This window comes from Mycobacterium marseillense (assembly GCF_010731675.1).
Classification (GTDB): Bacteria; Actinomycetota; Actinomycetes; order Mycobacteriales; family Mycobacteriaceae; genus Mycobacterium; species Mycobacterium marseillense.
In genome coordinates, this window is sequence record NZ_AP022584.1 from 1,006,775 (window position 1) to 1,024,755 (window position 17,981).

The following is a 17,981-nucleotide window of genomic DNA, read 5'->3' on the forward strand; positions in this document are numbered from 1 at the left end:
TGCGGGTGAATACGCTGACGGAGCGCAGAATTGACCTGATACCCCAATCGGCTGGAGGGCAGATGGTAGACCCCGCGATGCTGCTCGGCGCGCTGCCCGACGGTCTGGCCACCCTGGATCCGACCGCCCGCACGATCGTGACCGCGGCACGCACCTGCTTCACCGAGCGCGGATTCTCCGACACCACCATGCAAGACATCGCCGACACCGCCGGTGTCGGCGTCGCCACCGTCTACCGCCGATTCCGGCACAAGCGAAACCTGGTGCGGCTGACCATCATGGACGAATCCCTGCGGCTGAGCACGCTGGTGTCCGAGGTCGCGGGCCGGGCGGGGTCACCGGAAGAGGGGATCGCCGAAGTCTTCGCCGCGTTCGTGCACGAAGCCTCCGCCCCCAAGCTGCTGACCCGCAGCATCCGCGAATCCCCCGCCGCCGGGGAGCTGTCCGCCTACCTGACCGACGAGAACCTGATCGCCATGACGCGCGGCTACATCGCGACGTGGCTGCGCCGCTGGCAGGAGCGGGGCGAACTGGCCGCCGACCTGGACACCGAGGTCGTCGGGGAGATGATCGGACGGCTGATCATCTCGCTGATCAAGACGCCCAAGTCCGTCATCCCGATCTACAACCTGAACAAGGCCCGCGATTTCGCCCGCCGGTATCTGGTGCCGCTGGCGTTGCAGTCCCCGGCGCCAACGCCGGGATGATGCTCCCGCATCAACCCGATCGTCAGGCGAAGGCCTCCACGGGCGGGCACGAGCAGACCAGGTTGCGGTCGCCGTAGGCGCCGTCGATGCGACGCACCGGCGGCCACACCTTGGGCCGGAAATCCTTGCCCAGCGGATAGGCGGCCTCTTCGCGGCTGTACGGGTGGTCCCACGCGCCGATCACCAGGCATTCGGCCGTGTGCGGGGCGCCCCGCAGCGGGTTGTCATCCACCGGCCACTGCCCCGCGCCCACTTTGTCGATCTCGCCGCGAATGGCGATCATGGCCTCGCAGAAGGCGTCGACTTCGGTCAGGGTCTCGCTCTCGGTGGGTTCCACCATCAGCGTGCCCGCCACCGGGAAGCTCATCGTGGGGGCGTGAAAGCCGTAGTCCGCCAAGCGTTTTGCGACGTCGTCCACGGTCACGCCGGTGGCCTTGGTGATGCCGCGGAGGTCCAGGATGCACTCGTGGGCCACCATGCCGTTCTCGCCGGTGTAAAGCACGGGGAAGTACTCGTCGAGGCGACGGGCGATGTAGTTGGCGGACGTGATCGCGGTCAGTGACGCCGCGCGCAGACCCTCTGCGCCCATCATCCGGATGTAGGCCCAGCTGATCGGCAGGATCGAGGCGGACCCGTACGGCGCCGAGGACACCGGACGCCCCTGGGGCAGCTCGGGGGCATGCGGGTGTCCGGGCAGGAACGGCGCCAGATGCGAACGCACCGCCACCGGCCCGACGCCCGGGCCGCCGCCCCCGTGCGGAATGCAGAACGTCTTGTGCAGGTTCAGGTGGCTGACGTCGCCGCCGAACTTCCCCGGCCGCGCCAAGCCGACCAGCGCGTTGAGGTTGGCGCCGTCGACGTAGACCTGGCCCCCCGCGTCGTGCACGGCCGCGCAGATGTCGGCGATGTCGTGCTCGTAGACGCCATGGGTGGACGGGTAGGTGATCATCAGGGTCGACAGCCGCTCCCCGTGTTCACCGACCTTCGCGCGCAGGTCGTCGAGGTCGACGTCGCCGTTGTCGTGGCAGCCCACCACGACCACCCGCATCCCGGCCAGCGCCGCGGACGCCGCGTTGGTGCCGTGCGCGCTGGACGGGATGAGGCAGATATCGCGGTGCGGTTCGCCGCGGCTGGCGTGGTAGTCGTGGATGGCAAGCAGGCCGGCGTACTCGCCCTGCGACCCGGCGTTGGGTTGCAGCGAGACGGCGTCATAGCCGGTGATGTGCACCAGCCACGTCTCCAGGTCGGCGATCAGGCGCCGCAGGCCCGGGGTGTCGGAGGCCGGCGCGAACGGATGCTGGCGGGCGAATTCCGGCCAGGTGATCGGTTCCATCTCGGCCGCGGCGTTGAGCTTCATCGTGCACGAGCCGAGCGGAATCATGCTGCGGTCCAAGGCGATATCCTTGTCCGCCAGCGTGCGCAGGTAGCGCATCATCGCCGTCTCGGTGCGGTACTGGGTGAAGGCGGGATGGGTCAAGAACTCCGACGTGCGGTTGACGATCCCCGCACACACGGGTTCGGCGGCCGGAACGCCGAAGGCCTCCAACACCGCGGCGACATGCTCGTCGGTGGTGGCCTCGTCGCAGGCCACCGACACGTGGTCGTCGTCGACCCGCCACAGGTTGATTCCCTTGGCCTTGGCCGCGGCGATCACCTCGGCGGCGCGCCCGGACACCCGCGCCAGCACCGTGTCGAAGTACTTGTCGTGCACCAGGGCCGAGCCGAGCCCCGCGGCGATCGCCTCGGCGTGACCGTGCACGCGGCGCGCGATCGCGGTCAGCCCCTCGGCGCCGTGGTAGCTGGCGTACATCGCGGCCATCACCGCCAGCAGCACCTGCGCGGTGCAGATGTTGCTGGTCGCCTTGTCGCGGCGGATGTGCTGCTCGCGGGTCTGCAGCGCCAGCCGGTAGGCCGGGTTGCCGTCGGCGTCCAGCGACACCCCCACCAGCCGGCCGGGCAGTTGGCGCGCGTGGTTGGCGTGCACGGCCAGGTAGCCGGCGTGCGGGCCACCGAATCCCATTGGCACACCGAACCTTTGGGTGGTGCCGAAGGCGACATCGGCGCCGATCTCACCGGGCGGGGTGATCAGCGTGCAGGCGAGCAGGTCGGCGCCGACGGCGATCAGCGCGCCCCGGTCGTGCGCCTGCTGGACCACGGGTGTCCAGTCGGTGACCCGGCCGCTGGCGCCGGGCAGCTGCGCGATCACGCCGAAGAAGTCGCCGTCGGGCAGGCCCTCCCGCAGGTCGGCGGTGACGATCTCGATGCCCAGCGGCTGGGCCCGGGTGGCCAGGATGGCCGCGGTCTGGGCGAACACGTCGGCGTCGACGGCGAGCCGGTTGGCGCTGCCCTGCGACGCGCGACGCGTCGCGGATCGGTGCATCAGCGTCATGGCCTCGGCGGCGGCGGTCCCCTCGTCGAGCATCGAGGCGTTGGCGACCTCGAGGCCGGTCAGGTCGGCCACCATCGTCTGGAAATTCAGCAGCGCCTCGAGCCGGCCCTGGCTGATCTCCGGCTGGTACGGCGTGTACGCCGTGTACCAGGCCGGGTTCTCCAGGATGTTGCGCAGCAACACCGGCGGCGTGAGCGTGTCGTAGTAGCCCTGACCGATCATCGACACGGCCACGGTGTTGGCCTCGGCCAACGCCCGCAACTCGGTCAGCGCCTCGGTTTCACTGGCGGGCGCCGGCAGCCGGTCGAGGCCCGGCGCGGCGCCGCTGTCGGTGAGCCGATCCAGGATGCCCGCCGGGACCGCCTTGGACGCCAGCTGTTCGAGGGAGTCGACACCGATGACCGCGAGCATGGCCGCGACGGCCTGGCTGTCCGGGCCGATGTGCCGGGCTGCGAACGTGGATTGATCGGGCACTGGAAACTCCTGAGTAGGCGGGCAACGACAGATCGAGGCAGAGGACGAACGGCCCTCTCCCTCTGTCTTCACCCTTCGCCGGGCGCCTGAGAGATTCGGCGCCGGATGCTGCTCCCGGGCGCCTTTCCCCATCGGCGGGTGTCGACCCGCAGGGTCTCCACCGCTTTCCAGAGGCATCATTGTTTCGCGCGGTCCGGGTGCCTGAGAGGTTGACGGAGAGGTGTTGCTCCTTCGGCGTCCGTGACTGGCCGTCACGGAACTCTCCCGCTCGAATACGATGCGCGGCCCAGTTTACTCGGCCGTCCGAATCCCCCGACGAGCGTGCGTGTCTGTACGTCGGCGCGCGGTGAGACGCGGCATTTCGCGCACCCTCGCGCGGCGAAAACTAGCCGATCTTGCGGTCGCGGTGCTTGCGCCGGGACGCCAGCTCGTCCTCCGGCTCGGCGATCGACTCGCCGCCGTCGGCCCGCTCGCCCGGGAAGTCCGCGATGACGCCGGTCAGCTCGCGCATGGCGCCGGACACGGCGATGCCGAACACGCCCTGCCCACCTTGGAGCAGGTCGACGACCTCTTCGGCCGACGTGCACTCGTAGACGGTGGTGCCGTCGGAGAACAGGGTGATGTTGGCCAGATCCTGGACACCGCGCTGGCGCAGGTGGTCGACCGCGACGCGAATGTTGTGCAGTGAGATGCCGGTGTCGAGCAACCGCTTGACGATCTTGAGAACCAGGATGTCTTTGAACGAGTAGAGCCGCTGGCTTCCGGAGCCCGCCGCGCTGCGGATCGACGGGACCACCAGCGAGGTACGCGCCCAGTAATCGAGCTGCCGGTAGGTGATGCCGGCGATCTGGCATGCGCTGGGACCGCGGTAGCCGACCAGTTCGTCGGGTACGGAGTCGTCCGGGAATAGGCCGGGCTGCACGGGGGGGCTGGCCGCGGTGATGCTGCGGTCGCTACTCGCGTCGGTTCCCTGCTCAGCTAGGTTGAGCTGCTCTTGGCGTGGCTGCTCGCTCACGGTGGTTCCTCTCCGCGATCGCGCTCTCGTCGTTAGCTGCGTCTTTGGCTGCACCGCAGCCACGTCTGCTCAGGCCCGAGTGCTAGTGAGCTTACGCTTTCCGATAGCCGCCGCGCCTGAAGTCGTGATCAAAGTATGGCCGCCTCGGGGCCAACTGGGCGGGCTATCCGCCAGCGTGTCGACATCACGTTGCCAGTTGAGACGCATCCGTGATGTCCCCACCAGGCTAGTCGAGCGCCACCGGCCCGCCGCGCCCGCTACGTGGCTTTGAAATCGTCGGGAGACACGCTGTCGAGAAATTCCTTGAACTTCTCCACCTCGTCCTCGCGGACGGCGGTGCCACCCTCTTCGTCGGTCTCGTCGGGGATCAGCAGCCCGGCCTGGGCCAGCACGGGCTCCTCGACGTAGATCGGAACGCCGACGCGCAGCGCTATCGCCACCGAATCCGAGGGGCGCGCCGACACGGTGATGTTGCGGTCGAACACCAGGTCGGCGTAGAAAGTGCCCTCCTGCAGATCGACGATCCGCACCTCTTTCAGCGAATGCCCAAGCGCGGCAATGACATCCCTGATCAAATCGTGCGTCAGCGGACGAGGCGGCTCGACGCCCTGCTGTTCGAGGGCGATGGCGGCAGCCTCCGACTGGCCGATCCAGATCGGCAGGTAACGGTCACCGTCGGTTTCGCGCAGCAACAACACCGGCTGGTTTTGTGGCTGCTCTACGCGAATGCCGACAACACGAACCTCACCCATTTGTGTCTGTCCTCCGCATTCGTGGCGCCGGTTGGATTGGTATTTCCAGCGACGGCGTGGTCAAAAATTCGCCCGACCGCCGCAACCAAGCTGTCGACCGAAGTCTAGTCCTCAGCGATCCAGAACGTCGCGAACGGCGGATTTGATCAACGACGTGTGCAACGTGATGGCCAGTGCCGCAACTTCACGCGCCAAATCGTCGGCGCGATCGCGCGCGCCGGCCTTGCCGGCTTTGACTACCGGCCCGGCGATTTGGGCGATCAAGTCCGACTGCCGATCGGCGGCCGACCGGAATGCGCGCAGATGCCGCGGCTCGACGCCGTAGTCCGACAGCGCCCGCGCGCATTGCAGGATGACGACGGCGTGCTCGTCGAAGAAGCCCGCGGGTCCGGTGGTGATGACGCCGGCCTTGAGCAAGGAGGTCAGCAGCTCGTCGTCCACGCCCGCACGCGCCAGCAGCTCTTCGCGGCTCAGCCGGACGTGCGTGGGCGCCACCGCCGACGTGTCGGAACGCGCGTCGTCCCCGGCCTCCCCGGTGCCCGCCACCGACACCAGGCGCGGGACGGAATACGGACCCTTAACGGGTGGCAGCTCGCCGTCGGGCTGGGCGTCCAATTGCGCCCGGATGACCTTCAGCGGCAGGTAGTGATCGCGCTGCGCGGTAAGGATGAAGCGCAACCGCGCGCAGTCGTACGCGGTGAACCTTCGGTAACCCGACGCAGCCCGTTGCGGCGTCACCAGCCCCTCGGCCTCCAAGAAGCGAATCTTGGAGATGGTGACATCGGGGAAGTCCGGCCTCAACAATTCCAGGACCGTCCCGATCGACATCCCGGCCAGTGCCGAGCTATCGGGTGCGCTCACTAGCCTGAAGATCCTCCATCCTCACCCTGCTTGGGTCCGGTCAGAAACACCAAGCGGAACTTGCCGATCTGCACTTCGTCGCCGTTGGCAAGGACCGCGGAATCCACGGGCTCCCGGTTGACGTAAGTGCCGTTGAGACTACCAACGTCGACAACGCTGAATTCGTTGTTTTCCAACCTGAATTCGGCGTGGCGGCGGCTGACGGTCACGTCGTCGAGGAAGATGTCGCTGTCGGGATGCCGGCCGGCCGACGTGGTGGGCTGGTCGAGCAGGAACCGCGATCCCGCGTTGGGACCCCGTTTGACGACCAGCAACGCCGAACCCGCCGGGAGTCCTTCGACCCCGGATACCGCGCTTTCCGTGCCCGCTTGCGCGGGTGCGTCGAGCTCGTTGAGGAAGTCGGCACGAAAGACAGAGGTCGTCTCTACCGTGACTTCGTCCGAATTCTGGTCTTGCTGACTTCCTGAGTCCATGTCCGTCACGCGCTGCTCCTCACTGGCCGCTGTGGCGTTGTCTGTCCGGGCCGCCCGGCCGGCTTCCGCACCAGGTCTTGTTGCCCGGTTTGCCGGTCTTCAAAAGGTAGATCTGTCGACGGTACCGCGCACCTGCCTGGAATGCGCCCACCACCTGACGATCCGAAATTTCGGTCCCCCATGTGCCGGCTGCACCGTTCGCCTCGCCGTGCGGGGCTGCAGGGACATTAGCAATCGTCATTCGGTCAGCGTTCCGCGGTAGGCCTCCGCGTCGAGCAACGAGGAAATGGCAGACTCCGCTTCGGCGACGTCGGATACCTGCACATCCAGCAACCAGCCGGCCCCGTACGGATCGGAGTTGACCAGCTGCGGGCTGCCGTCGAGATCGGTGTTGACGGCCGACACTTTGCCCGACACCGGGGCGTACAAATCCGACACCGATTTCGTGGATTCGACCTCGCCGAAGGATTCACCCGCGGTCAGCTCGGCGCCCACGTCGGGCAATTGCACGAAAACGACATCACCCAGGGCCGACTGCGCAAAGTCGGTGATGCCCACCCGCACGGTGTCATCACCACTTCGACGAACCCACTCGTGTTCGGCCGTGTAGTGCAGATCGGGCGGGATATCGCTCACGAGTGATCCTGTCTGTTCGGAAATTGCTCACTTGACGGGCTGAGCGTATTGGTGCGGTTTTGGTTGCCGCAAGGTGGTCACGTCCACCCGGTCGGCCTGCTGGACGGACATCCGCGCGCCGACCCGCTTGACCGTGTCCTGTGCGCCACCGGGAATGTTCATCGCCGCGGCCAGGGTGGGCGGATCACCAATCGCCAGAATCGAATACGCGGGCGACAGCGTTTTGGAATCGATGGTCAGCGACCCGGGCATGCCCGCGACCCAGGTGTCGACGCCCACCCGCACGGACTGGTGCGCATCGTTGACTTCGATCGCCTCGGCCCCGGCGGCACGCAGCTCGTTGAGCACGTCGAGCATCGCCTCGGGAGACACCCCCGGCCCGGGGTCCTCGATCGTGACGGTGACGCCGGGCCCGGTGGCGCCCACGGCGCCGACCAGGATCGACAGCGCCGCCAGCCTGGATTGAGCGGACTGGATGGCGGCCTGGTCGTTGTTGCCGGACGCCTGCAGCGAATTCAGCGTGTTCTCCAGCTCGTTGACCTCGCCGCGAAGTGTGCCTTCGCGCTGCCGCAACGAATCCAGCAGCACCAATAGGTCGGCGGGGCGGGCCGTGTCCAGCGAGTCGCCCGACTCGGTCTGGCGGACCTGGGTGACGATCGCGATGCCCAGGAGCAGACACAGCAGGACGGCCAACGTGCCGAAACCGAGCCGGGATCGACCGCCGCGCAGCATGCCGGACAGTCCGGTACGGGCGGGCTTCCCGCGCAGTTCGTGACGTCCGCGCGGCGCGCCCTGATCCGGTGTCGCGTCGGCGTCCGGGTGCGCGGGCCGCGTTGGCTCGCCAGCACTTTGGCCGGCGTCGTGGTCCGCGGGATCCCGGTTCACGCTGAGCTCAATCCGGTCATGGTGTCACGCCCCGAACAGCCGCCGGCGCAAGGCCGCGGCGTTGCCGAAGATGCGGATACCCAGCACGACGATGATGGCCGTGGACAACTGGGTGCCCACGCCCAGTTGATCGCCGACGTAGACGATGAGCGCGGCCACGAAGACGTTGAACACGAACGAGATCACGAAGACCTTCGGATCGAAGATCCGTTCCAGATAGGCACGCAGCCCACCGAATACGGCATCGAGGGCCGCGACCACCGCGATCGGCAGATAGGGCTGCACGACCTCGGGCACCGCGGGGTGAAAAACCAGGCCCAGCACGATGCCGATCGCCAGCGCCGCGATACCGATCATGCGGGGTTTCCCGTCTCGCACAGGCGAAGTTGTCTGTTCGGGACTTTTCTCACTGTGGCCCAATCTGCTTGGCGAACTTGACATCCCGGACGGATCCGGCAGGCAGCGAAAGACCGTCGGCGACATCCACCGTAACCACCACGCCGTAGGAAATCTCCAACAGCCTCAGCCGCTGCAGCCCCGGGCTGTTGTCGAAGACGTCGCGCATCGACCGCGGCGGTCCGATCGCCAGGATCGTGTAGGGACTGCTGGTCGGGGTGTTGTCGACGAGGATCGCGCCGCCGGCCTGCCGGATGGTCACGTTGGGTCCGATGCGCACGCCGCCGACCGAGATCGCCTCGGCGCCGCTGGCCCACAACGAGTTGACCACCAGCTGCAGGTCGCGGTCGAGGATGATCTGTCTGCTGCCGCTGACCCGCTGCTTGGACACGTCGGAAAGGTTCGGGCCGGCGCCCGGATCCGTCACGGTCAGTTTCAGGCCGGGACCGATGACCGCCGTGCTGGCGGCCGCCAGGCTGAGCGCGTCGAGGCGTTTGAGCAGCCGCTGCCCCTCGGCGTCGTCGGCCAGCGCGTGGCGCTGCACGTCGTCGAGCCGCGTGGAGAGCTGGTTGCGCCGCTGGGCCAACTTGGTCGCGGAGCCCTCCGTCGCGCGCACGTTGCCCAACAGCAGTTGCTGGGCGTCGCGCACCCCGGGGGCGACCGAACGGGCCTGCGCGACCGCGGCGGCGAAGACCGTGGCGATCAGCAGCGCCGCCAACGCCTGCCAGAGCCAGCCGAACGCGCGGTGGCGTCCGCCACGCGGGCCCTCGGTGGCGGCTCGCTTGGCCGTCGCCGCGGCGTAGCCGGGGTCCAGGTGCTCGGACAGCAGCGCGCGCAGCAGCGAGGGCACCGGAATCTGGGGTGGCCGCGCCGCCACGTGCGCGCTGTGGCCGGCGTTGGGGTCGTACCCGCCGAGCAGGCGATCCGCGTCAGCCATGGTCGGTCACCTTCGCCGCCGCCGGCGGGCGCGAACCCCGATCCACCTTGGGCATGCGCCGCAGCACCAGCGTCATCTGCACCGCGTACTGCACGAACGCCCACAGGTAGCCATACAGACCCCAGATCAGGAAGCCCCACCCGCAGGCGCCCACCACCCGGCTCCACAGCGCGTCCCAGGTGCCCAGCAGCACCAGCGGGAAGCCCGACATGAGGGCGAACGTCGCGGCCTTCCCGATGTAGGTCACCGGCAGCGCGGAGAGCCCGCGGCTCCACAGCAGCGGGAGCGTCGCGGCCAGCAGGCCGTCGCGGGCCAGCAGGATGGCGACGAACCACCACGGCACGATCCCGCTGAACGCCATCACGACCGGAATGGCGAGCATGTAGAGGCGGTCGACGGCCGGGTCGAGCAGCACACCCAGCCGCGAGGACTGATTGAGCAGTCGCGCGATCTTTCCGTCGGCCCAGTCCGAGGCGCCACTGAACATCAAGATCGCCACCGCCCACCCGTGGGCGTGCGAGACCAGCAAGGCATAGATGAACGCCGGAATGAGCGCCAGGCGGATAGCGCTGAGCGCGTTCGGGACCGTCAGCACCCGGTTGGGCGGAAGCACCGGCTCCATGAGCCGTGACCTTAGCCCGGTGACGATGCGGTCCGCAGCGCGGACCGCTGAGGAGGCGGGCAATCGGGCCAGCCCGGTGACGATGCGGTCCGCAGCGCGGACCGCTGAGGAGGCGGGCTTAACCGCGGCCGAACGTGCGGCTGGCCGCGCAGTCGAACTCGAGTGTGCGGCGGCCCGCGCACTCGGCGACCAGCTCGCTCAGCGGAAGACGCCGGGCAGGCTCAGGGTGGACAGCGTGTCATCCGACAGCGGGTTGTCGTTGACCATGTACGTCCACGTCGACGTCGGCCGCGCCAGCTTGGACAGGTCGAGGCCCGGCTCCTCCTCGACGACGTTCGCGGTCTCGAAGGTCTGCTGGGCGGCCTCGATGGCGTCGGCGGCCAGCGAGGCGAACGCGTCCACCGCCAACCGGTGAAACTCGTCCAGCGGATTCTGCCGGCCCAGCGCCCGCAAGTGGATGCTCTCGCGGATATCGGCGAGGTACGCCAGATGGTCGGCCCAGCCGCGGTCGAGGTGATAGAGCATGATCTGCCGGCAGATCGTTTCGAGGCGTTCTTCGGAGATCTCCTCGGCCAGTTCCTCGTAGCGCTTCGGCGCCAGCTCGGCGAGTTCCTCTCGCGCGGTCGCGGTGCGCAGCAACGTATCCCGTCGATCGACGATGATGGCGCGCTGCTGGGCGATCAACTGGTTGTAGCGCCAGGTGTTCGCGTGCACGTCGAGCATGCGGCCCTCGGCGACCCGCTGGGCATGGTCGAGCAGCCCGGCTGCCTTGGGGCTGACGATCCGGCCGTCCTCGTCGGTTTCCATCGGCAACTTGTTGTGGTCCAGGTTGGCCGCTACGACGTCGTCCTCCCAGCTGGAGAAGAACACCGACGACCCGGGGTCGCCCTGCCGCCCGGCGCGCCCGCGCAGCTGGTTGTCCAGCCGCTCGGTGTGGTGCCGGCCGGTGCCCACCACGTGCAGCCCGCCCAGCTTGGCGACGCGGTCGTGGTCGGCCTCGTCGGAGCCCCCGAGCCGGATGTCGGTACCGCGCCCGGCCATCTGCGTCGACACGGTGACCACGCCGAACTTGCCTGCCTCGGCGATCACCTGGGCTTCCTCGGCGTCGTTTTTCGCGTTCAGCACGACCGCGGGCACACCGCGGCGGACTAGTCGTTCGTGCAGGTCCTCGGACTCGGCGACATCGCGGGTGCCGACCAGCACCGGCTGCCCGGTCTCGTTCACGTCGGCGATGTGCGCGACGATCGCGTCGTTCTTGGCCGCACCCGTGATGTAGACCCGGTCGGACTCGTCTTCGCGAATGTTGGGCTTGTTCGGCGGAATTGGCGACACACCGAGCTTGTAGAACTGGCGCAGCTGCTCCCCGGCGGCCAGCGCGGTGCCGGTCATGCCGCACACGGTGGCGTAGCGGTTGATCAGCGCCTGCACGGTGATGGTGTCGAGCACCTCGCCGGTCTCGGTGGTCTCGATGCCCTCCTTGGCCTCGACGGCGGCCTGCAGCCCGTCGGGCCAGCGCTGCAGTTGCGCGATGCGCCCGCGTGAGGAATTGATCAGGTGCACCGCGTCGTCGCGCACGATGTAATGCACGTCGCGTTGCAGCAGCACGTGCGCGTGCAGCGCGACGTTGACCTCGGTCAGCGTGGTGCCGACGTGCTCCTCGGAGTACAGATCGATGCCGCCGAGCGCCTTTTCGACCTTGCGCGCGCCGGCCTCGGTCAGGTGGACGTTGCGACTGTCTGAGTCCGTGTCGAAATCGGCGTCGGCGTTGAGTTCCCCGACGAGCTTGATGATTTCGAGTCGCGGGGTCTCCCGATGGGTGGTACCCGCCAGCACCAGCGGCACTAGCGCCTCGTCGACCAGCACCGAGTCGGCCTCGTCGATGAGGGCCACGTCGGGGTTGGGCGACACCAGGTCGTCGACATCGGTCACCAGCTGATCCCGCAGCACGTCGAAGCCGATCTCGTTGACCGAGGCGTAGGTGACGTCGCAGCCGTAGGCGGCCCGGCGCTCCTCGCTGGACGACTCGGCGGTGATCCAGCCGACCGTCAGCCCCATGGCTTCGATCAGCGGACCCATCCATTCGGCGTCACGACGGGCCAGATAGTCGTTGATCGTCACGACGTGCACGTGCCGCCCGGCGATCGCGTACCCGGCGGCGGCGATCGCGCCGGCCAGGGTTTTGCCCTCACCGGTGGCCATCTCGATCACGTCGCCGGCCAGCATGCGCAGCGCGCCCAGCAGCTGAACGTCGAACGGCCGCAACCCACTGGCCCGCTCGGCGGCCTCCCGGGCGATGGCGAGGAACTGCGGAATGTCCTCGGAGTCCGCGAGGTCCTCGAGGTTGAGCAGCCCGGTCGCCTTGCGCAGTTGCTCGTCGGTCAGACCGGCCGCCTCGTCGTTGTATTCCGACGAGTCGTTGACCTGGGTGAGAGAGCGGCTGCGGTCCTTTTCGGTACTGGCGCCGAGCAGCTTCCAAAAGCGGCTGCTCAGCCGGCCGGGTTGAGCGCGGGTGGTCTTAGGCACAGGTCAACGGTACGTGACCCCTTAGCGGCCGCGAGCGTGCGTGTTTGTCCGCAACACGCCCAGAAGCGGCGTGCAACCGCGCACGCTGGCGACCGTCACGCGAGGTTGGATCGGCGTGGATAGGCGATGTTCGGGTCGGTGAGTACGTTGACCACGGCGGGCAGGCCGCTGGCGAAGGCCCGCTCCAGGGCGGGCCGCAGCTCGCCGGGCGCGCCCACCAGCTCGCCGTGGGCGCCCAGGGCGCGCGCCACCTCGTCGTAGCGGGTCCCGGGGCGCAGCTCGGCCACCACCGAATAGCCGTACAGCGCTTCCATGGGGTGTTTTTCCAAACCCCAGATTCCGTTGTTGCCGACCACGGAGACGACGGGCACGTTGTGGCGAACCAGGGTGTCCCACTCCATCCCGCTGAAGCCGAACGCGCCGTCACCCTGCAACAGGACCACCTGCCGATCCGGGTGGGCCAGCTTGGCGGCCAGGGCGTAGCCCGGGCCCGACCCCAGGCAGCCGAACGGGCCACTGTCCAGCCAGCATCCCGGCAGGTAGCTGTCGATCACCCGGCCGGCATAGGACCCGAAGTCGCCGGCGTCGATGACGACGATGGCGTCGCGATCCAGCATGGGCGCCAACTCCGCGTACACCCGCATGGGGTGCAGGGGGACGCGGTCGTCGGCGAGCTCGGCGTTCTCCTTGGCGCGCGCCGCGGTCTCGGCCGTCCGGAGTTCCTCGATCCACTCCCGGTGCCCGGTGCCGCCGGCGGTGGCCAGCGCCGCCAGGATCGTCAGCAGGTCGCCGTAGAGCTCGGCCTGCACCGGCCGCGGATGGCGGCGCTCAGGTTGGGCACGGTCGACCACCACGAGTTGGGTCTCTCGCCCGAACACCCCACCGAAGCCCAGCCGGAAATCCATCGGCACGCCGACGACCAACGCAACGTCGGCCTCCCCCAACGCTTTTCCGCGAACCCGGGAGAACGCCAGCGGATGATCGGCCGGGACCGCGCCGCGGGCCATCCCGTTCATCAGCACCGGGATCTGGAGTTCCTCGGCCAGGCGCAGCAGCGCGGCTTCCCCGTGCCCCCACCACACGTTGGTGCCGGCCATGATCACCGGTCGCTTCGCCGCGGACAGCAGAGCGGCGGCACGGGCCACCGACTGGTCATCGGGTGGGGGCCCGGGCGGCACGTCGACGAGGGCCCCGGGGCGCCCCAACACATCGAGGTTGTCCGCCATGGAGAACACGTGGTCCATCGGGAAGTCGACGAATCCCACGCCGGACGGCGCACCGACCGCGGCGCGCAGCGCGTCATCGACCAACCGACCGGCGTCGTCCGCCGACTGTGCGGTGGCGGCGAAACGGGCCAGGGGCGCCACAAATGGCACATGGTCGATCTCCTGCAGCGAGCCCATGCCCCAGCGCTGCGCAGGGGCCCGCCCACCCAGCACCACCAGCGGCGACTGGTTCTGCTGCGCCGCCGCCATCGCGCTCATCCCATTGGTGATGCCCGGCCCCGCGGTCAGCGCCGCCACGCCCGGCAGCCGGGTCACCTTCGACCAGCCCTCGGCGGCGAAGGTCGCGGTCTGTTCGTGGCGGGTGTCGATCAGCCGGATACCCTCGTCGCGGCAGCCGTCGTAGATCGAGAACAGGTGACCGCCGGACAGCGTGAAGACGGTGTCGATTCCGCTGGCTTTGAGCCGGCGCGCGACGAGTCGGCCGGCATGTACGGTCTGGCTGGACGGATCGGCGCTCATCTGCGCAGCCTATCGAGAACCGCTCGGGTAGCTTGCGGGGAAGTGCCGACCGCAGAAGGAGACGCCGAAATTGGACTCGAAGCTGTTCAAACCGTCCATCGATTGGTCGTCGGCATTTCAGGATTCCCTCCAATGGCTCGCCATCGCGTGGGTTATCGGTGCCGTCTGTCTGCTGGCCGCGCTGGTCGCGGCCAGGTATCTGACCCCGTGGGGCCGCCAATTCTGGCGGATCACGCGCGGCTACTTCGTCGGGCCGACCAGCGTCAAGGCGTGGCTGGGGCTCGGTGTGCTGCTGCTCTTGGTGCTCTTCTCGGTCCGGCTCAACGTGCTGTTCAGCTATCAGAGCAACGACATGTACACGGCCCTGCAGGTGGCACTAAAGGGGCTTGCCACGGATAACGACGCGGTCAAACAGTCCGGGATCCACAACTTTTGGGTCTCGCTCGGGATTTTCATCCTGCTGGCGGCCATCTTCATCGCCCGGGTGATCCTCGACATCTACCTGACGCAGCGCTTCATCATCGCCTGGCGGATGTGGCTGACGGGCCATCTCACGGACGACTGGCTCGCGGGTCGGGCGTATTACCGGGATCTGTTCATCGACAACACCATTGACAACCCCGACCAGCGCATCCAGCAGGATGTCGACATCTTCACCGCGGGAGTGGGCGGCACCCCGAACATTCCGTCCAACGGGACGACCAGCACCCTGCTGTTCGGTGCCGTCAACGCGGTGGCATCGGTGATCTCGTTCGCCGCGATCCTGTGGAATTTGTCCGGGAACTTCGATCTCTTCGGTGTGAACGTGCCGCGTGCGATGTTCTGGACCGTCCTGGTCTATGTCTTGATCGTGACGGTGGTCGCGATTTGGCTTGGGCGCCCGCTGATTTGGCTGAGCTTCAACAACGAGAAACTCAACGCCGCGTTCCGTTACGCCCTGGTGCGGCTGCGCGACGCCGCGGAGGCAGTGGGCTTCTACCGCGGCGAGCGCGTCGAACGCACCCAACTGTGGCGGCGCTTCACGCCGATCATCGACAACTACCGCAGGTTCGTGCGCCGGACCATTATCTTCAACGGATGGAACTGGTCGGCGACGCAGACCATCATTCCGCTGCCGTTGGCGATTCAGGCGCCGCGCCTGTTCGCCGGGGAGATCGCCTTCGGCGACGTCACCCAGACCGCGCAGGCTTTCGGCAACATCAACGACTCACTGTCGTTCTTCCGCAACAACTATGACGCGTTCGCGGCCTTCCGGGCGGCGATTATCCGGTTGCACGGCCTCGTCGACGCCAATGACAAGGGTCGCGCGCTGCCCACTATTTTGGTAAAGCCCAGCGAGGAGACCGCGGTGGAGCTACGCGGCATCGAGGTGCGCACGCCGGAGGGCGACCAGCTGGTCGACTCGCTGGACATCCAGCTCGATGTGGGCGACAGCCTGGTGATCACCGGACGCTCGGGAGCCGGCAAGACGACGCTGCTGCGCAGCCTGGCCGAATTGTGGCCGTACGCCTCGGGGACGCTGTGCCGTCCTGATGGCGACAACGAGACGATGTTCTTGTCGCAGCTGCCGTATGTGCCGCTCGGTACGTTGCGCACCGTGGTGTGTTACCCGAATTCGCCGGACGGCGTCTCCGATGACCAACTGCGCGACGTGCTCAACAAGGTGGTTCTGGCGCCGCTCATCAGTCGGTTGGACGAGGACGAGGACTGGGCCAAAGTGCTCTCTCCCGGCGAGCAGCAGCGCGTCGCGTTTGCGCGCGTCCTGCTGACCCGACCGAAGGCGGTCTTCCTCGACGAGGCGACCTCCGCGCTGGACGTTGGCCTGGAATACGCGCTGTACCAATTGGTTCGGGCGGAGTTGCCGGAGTGCGTGATGGTCAGCGTGAGCCATCGGCCCGCCGTCGAGCAGCACCACGAGCAGCAGCTGCACCTGCTCGGCGGTGGCGCGTGGCAGCTGGGTCCGGTCGAAAAGGAACCCGCAAAGGTCTAACGCCTACGCTCCCGCGGACCTGCGGGCCGCGTGCGCTCCAGCGCTGGGTGGTTGCGCGCCTACGCTCCCGCGGACCTGCGGGCCGCGTGCGCTCCGGCGCGGCGCCCGAAGAATGAGCCCTCACCCAGCTGCGTTCCGCTGGCGTAACCCTTGCCGTCCTGGGCGAGGTTGGACGCGCAGGCGCCGGCGGCGTACAGGCCGGGCACCACGGTGCCGTCGGCCCGTTGCACCTCGCCATCGACTGTCACCGCGAGGCCGCCGATCGTGAACCCCGAGTACATCGCGCGCCCGAGCGACAAATCGAACACCGCCCACGGGCCATTGTCCTGCGGCGCGAGGAATTCCGGCTGCTTGTGGAAATCGGGATCCTCACCGGCGGCGGCGAACTCGTTGTAGCGGTCCAGCGTGGCCGCGAGGTTGCCGGCCGGGATGCCGAGCGCGGTTTCCATTTCCGCGATCGTCTCGTAACCGTCGAGGAACCGGATCAGCGGCATCGCCGGCATCTCGGTGTGTGCCTCGTCGACGATCAGGTATGCGGTCTGCTCGGGCTGCTCGAGCACGAACGCCGAAGTGCGCGAATGGTAGGAGTCCTCGGTGACGAAGCGCTTGCCCTCCTTGTTGACGATGATGCCGGTCAGCAGGACCTCGGGCGGATAGGCCGCCGCGGTGATGAACAACTCGTCCATGTTCTTGGTGGCCCCGCCCGCCGAGACCCCCATCCGGATGGACAGGCCATCGTCGTTGGGGTTGCCCAGGATGTAGGGCGCCGCCAGGCCGTGATGCTTGGTGCGCCTTGGCTGACCCAAGGCGGGAGTGTGCTCGGCAACCATCTCCGTATTCATCGCGAACCCACCGGCCGCGATGATGACGGCCTTGGCCTTGATGGCCCCCGTCTCGGTGAAGTGCTTCCAGGCGACGCCGACCACGGCGCCGTCGTCGTCCAGGACGAGGTTGGTCGCCCCCGTCTCGTAGCGGGTCTGCACGCCCAGCGCGTCGGCGCGTTTCACCAGGAGGTCGATGACCATGGCCGCGCCGCCCAGCTCGCCGGGGACCGGCACGGAGTGCCCGCGCGGCGCGGGCTTGGCCCGCTCGCAGAAGGGCCAGACTTTTTCGTTGCCCGTGTAGCTGAGGCCCTCGGTGCCCGGCGGCACGACCACTTTGCCCGGGTAGTAGCTGCGCTCGAACTGAAAACCCAAGTCTTCCAGCCAGTTGAAATGCTCGACGCTGCCGTCGCAGTAGGCGCGGATCTTGTCGAGTTCGGGCTCACGCGACACCTCGACGAGGTACTTGTACATCTCCTCGGCGGAGTCGTCCTGACCGGTGGCCTGCTGCACCGCGGTCCCGCCGCCGAGGTAAAAGTGGCCTCCCGCAAGCGAAGTGGTGCCGCCTGCTGCGGCCGCCCGTTCGAGTATCAGCACCTGCGCACCCTCGGCCGCCGCGCTGACCGCGGCGCAGCCGCCGGCGATGCCGAAGCCGATCACCAACACGTCGACCTCGTCGGACCACGACGTCACGTCGTTGGCACTGAGGGTTGCCGGGATCTCGGTGCTCATTGGCGCCACTCCTCCTCATCGCT

At 68.0% G+C, this 17,981-nt stretch carries 15 protein-coding genes and 2 riboswitches; of the genes, 2 read left to right on the forward strand and 13 right to left on the reverse strand.

From position 1 onward, the window contains the following. Positions 1-62 precede the first annotated feature (62 nt). On the forward strand, positions 63-707 hold the full coding sequence (locus G6N26_RS04555) for a TetR/AcrR family transcriptional regulator (RefSeq protein ID WP_067168345.1): 645 nt from the start codon (positions 63-65) through the stop codon (positions 705-707). Positions 708-729: 22 nt separating this feature from the next. Here the strand turns inward: G6N26_RS04555 and gcvP are convergent, their stop codons facing one another. The 12 genes from gcvP to G6N26_RS04615 all read right to left on the reverse strand — a co-directional run bounded on the left by gcvP (position 730) and on the right by G6N26_RS04615 (position 14,415). Further along, entirely contained in the window at positions 730-3,570 is a 2,841-nt protein-coding gene (gene gcvP / locus G6N26_RS04560) for an aminomethyl-transferring glycine dehydrogenase (RefSeq protein ID WP_083019648.1), read from the reverse strand. A gap of 55 nt (positions 3,571-3,625) precedes the next feature. Continuing rightward, a riboswitch (glycine riboswitch) is annotated at positions 3,626-3,746 on the reverse strand. Between the two features lie 3 nt (positions 3,747-3,749). Further along, positions 3,750-3,847: riboswitch (glycine riboswitch) on the reverse strand. Between the two features lie 108 nt (positions 3,848-3,955). Next, complete coding sequence (locus G6N26_RS04565) at positions 3,956-4,585, reverse strand: MerR family transcriptional regulator (RefSeq protein WP_067168343.1); 630 nt, start codon at positions 4,583-4,585, stop codon at positions 3,956-3,958. 257 nt (positions 4,586-4,842) lie between these two features. Next, on the reverse strand, positions 4,843-5,337 hold the full coding sequence (locus G6N26_RS04570; RefSeq protein WP_008256980.1) for a bifunctional nuclease family protein: 495 nt from the start codon (positions 5,335-5,337) through the stop codon (positions 4,843-4,845). A 111-nt stretch (positions 5,338-5,448) separates the two neighbouring features. Continuing rightward, positions 5,449-6,198, reverse strand: coding sequence for a transcriptional regulator FtsR (gene ftsR, locus G6N26_RS04575; RefSeq protein ID WP_067168342.1), 750 nt, complete (start codon positions 6,196-6,198; stop codon positions 5,449-5,451). Continuing rightward, entirely contained in the window at positions 6,198-6,671 is a 474-nt protein-coding gene (gene garA, locus G6N26_RS04580; protein WP_014382626.1) for a glycogen accumulation regulator GarA, read from the reverse strand. Before garA ends, ftsR begins: the two co-directional genes overlap by 1 nt. Positions 6,672-6,908: 237 nt before the next feature. Next, the gene (gene gcvH, locus G6N26_RS04585) at positions 6,909-7,307 is read right to left on the reverse strand and encodes a glycine cleavage system protein GcvH (RefSeq protein WP_067168341.1); all 399 of its coding nucleotides are present in this window, start codon (positions 7,305-7,307) and stop codon (positions 6,909-6,911) included. A 27-nt stretch (positions 7,308-7,334) separates the two neighbouring features. Beyond that, the gene (locus tag G6N26_RS04590) at positions 7,335-8,192 is read right to left on the reverse strand and encodes a DUF881 domain-containing protein (RefSeq protein ID WP_067168340.1); all 858 of its coding nucleotides are present in this window, start codon (positions 8,190-8,192) and stop codon (positions 7,335-7,337) included. Between the two features lie 24 nt (positions 8,193-8,216). Next, positions 8,217-8,549, reverse strand: coding sequence for a small basic family protein (locus G6N26_RS04595; RefSeq protein WP_007170008.1), 333 nt, complete (start codon positions 8,547-8,549; stop codon positions 8,217-8,219). A gap of 49 nt (positions 8,550-8,598) precedes the next feature. After that, a complete protein-coding gene (locus G6N26_RS04600) occupies positions 8,599-9,525 on the reverse strand; it encodes a DUF881 domain-containing protein (protein ID WP_067168339.1) in 927 nt (308 codons plus the stop codon). Then, positions 9,518-10,147, reverse strand: a complete 630-nt coding sequence (locus G6N26_RS04605) for a CDP-alcohol phosphatidyltransferase family protein (RefSeq protein WP_083019650.1) — start codon at positions 10,145-10,147, stop codon at positions 9,518-9,520. The genes G6N26_RS04600 and G6N26_RS04605 overlap by 8 nt, the downstream gene beginning before the upstream one ends. Positions 10,148-10,345: 198 nt before the next feature. After that, positions 10,346-12,670: an accessory Sec system translocase SecA2 gene (secA2, locus tag G6N26_RS04610; RefSeq protein WP_083019652.1), complete on the reverse strand. Its 2,325-nt coding sequence runs from the start codon at positions 12,668-12,670 to the stop codon at positions 10,346-10,348. A 95-nt stretch (positions 12,671-12,765) separates the two neighbouring features. Beyond that, positions 12,766-14,415 carry an acetolactate synthase gene (locus tag G6N26_RS04615; protein WP_083019654.1) on the reverse strand — a complete coding sequence of 550 codons (1,650 nt, stop codon included), beginning with the start codon at positions 14,413-14,415 and terminating at the stop codon, positions 12,766-12,768. Positions 14,416-14,485: 70 nt separating this feature from the next. On the opposite strand from G6N26_RS04615, the gene G6N26_RS04620 reads away from it, so the two are divergent. Further along, entirely contained in the window at positions 14,486-16,405 is a 1,920-nt protein-coding gene (locus G6N26_RS04620) for an ABC transporter ATP-binding protein/permease (protein WP_083019656.1), read from the forward strand. A gap of 59 nt (positions 16,406-16,464) precedes the next feature. On the opposite strand, the gene G6N26_RS04625 is transcribed toward G6N26_RS04620, so the two are convergent. Beyond that, positions 16,465-17,958, reverse strand: a complete 1,494-nt coding sequence (locus tag G6N26_RS04625; protein WP_083019658.1) for an FAD-binding protein — start codon at positions 17,956-17,958, stop codon at positions 16,465-16,467. Positions 17,959-17,981: the final 23 nt, after the last annotated feature.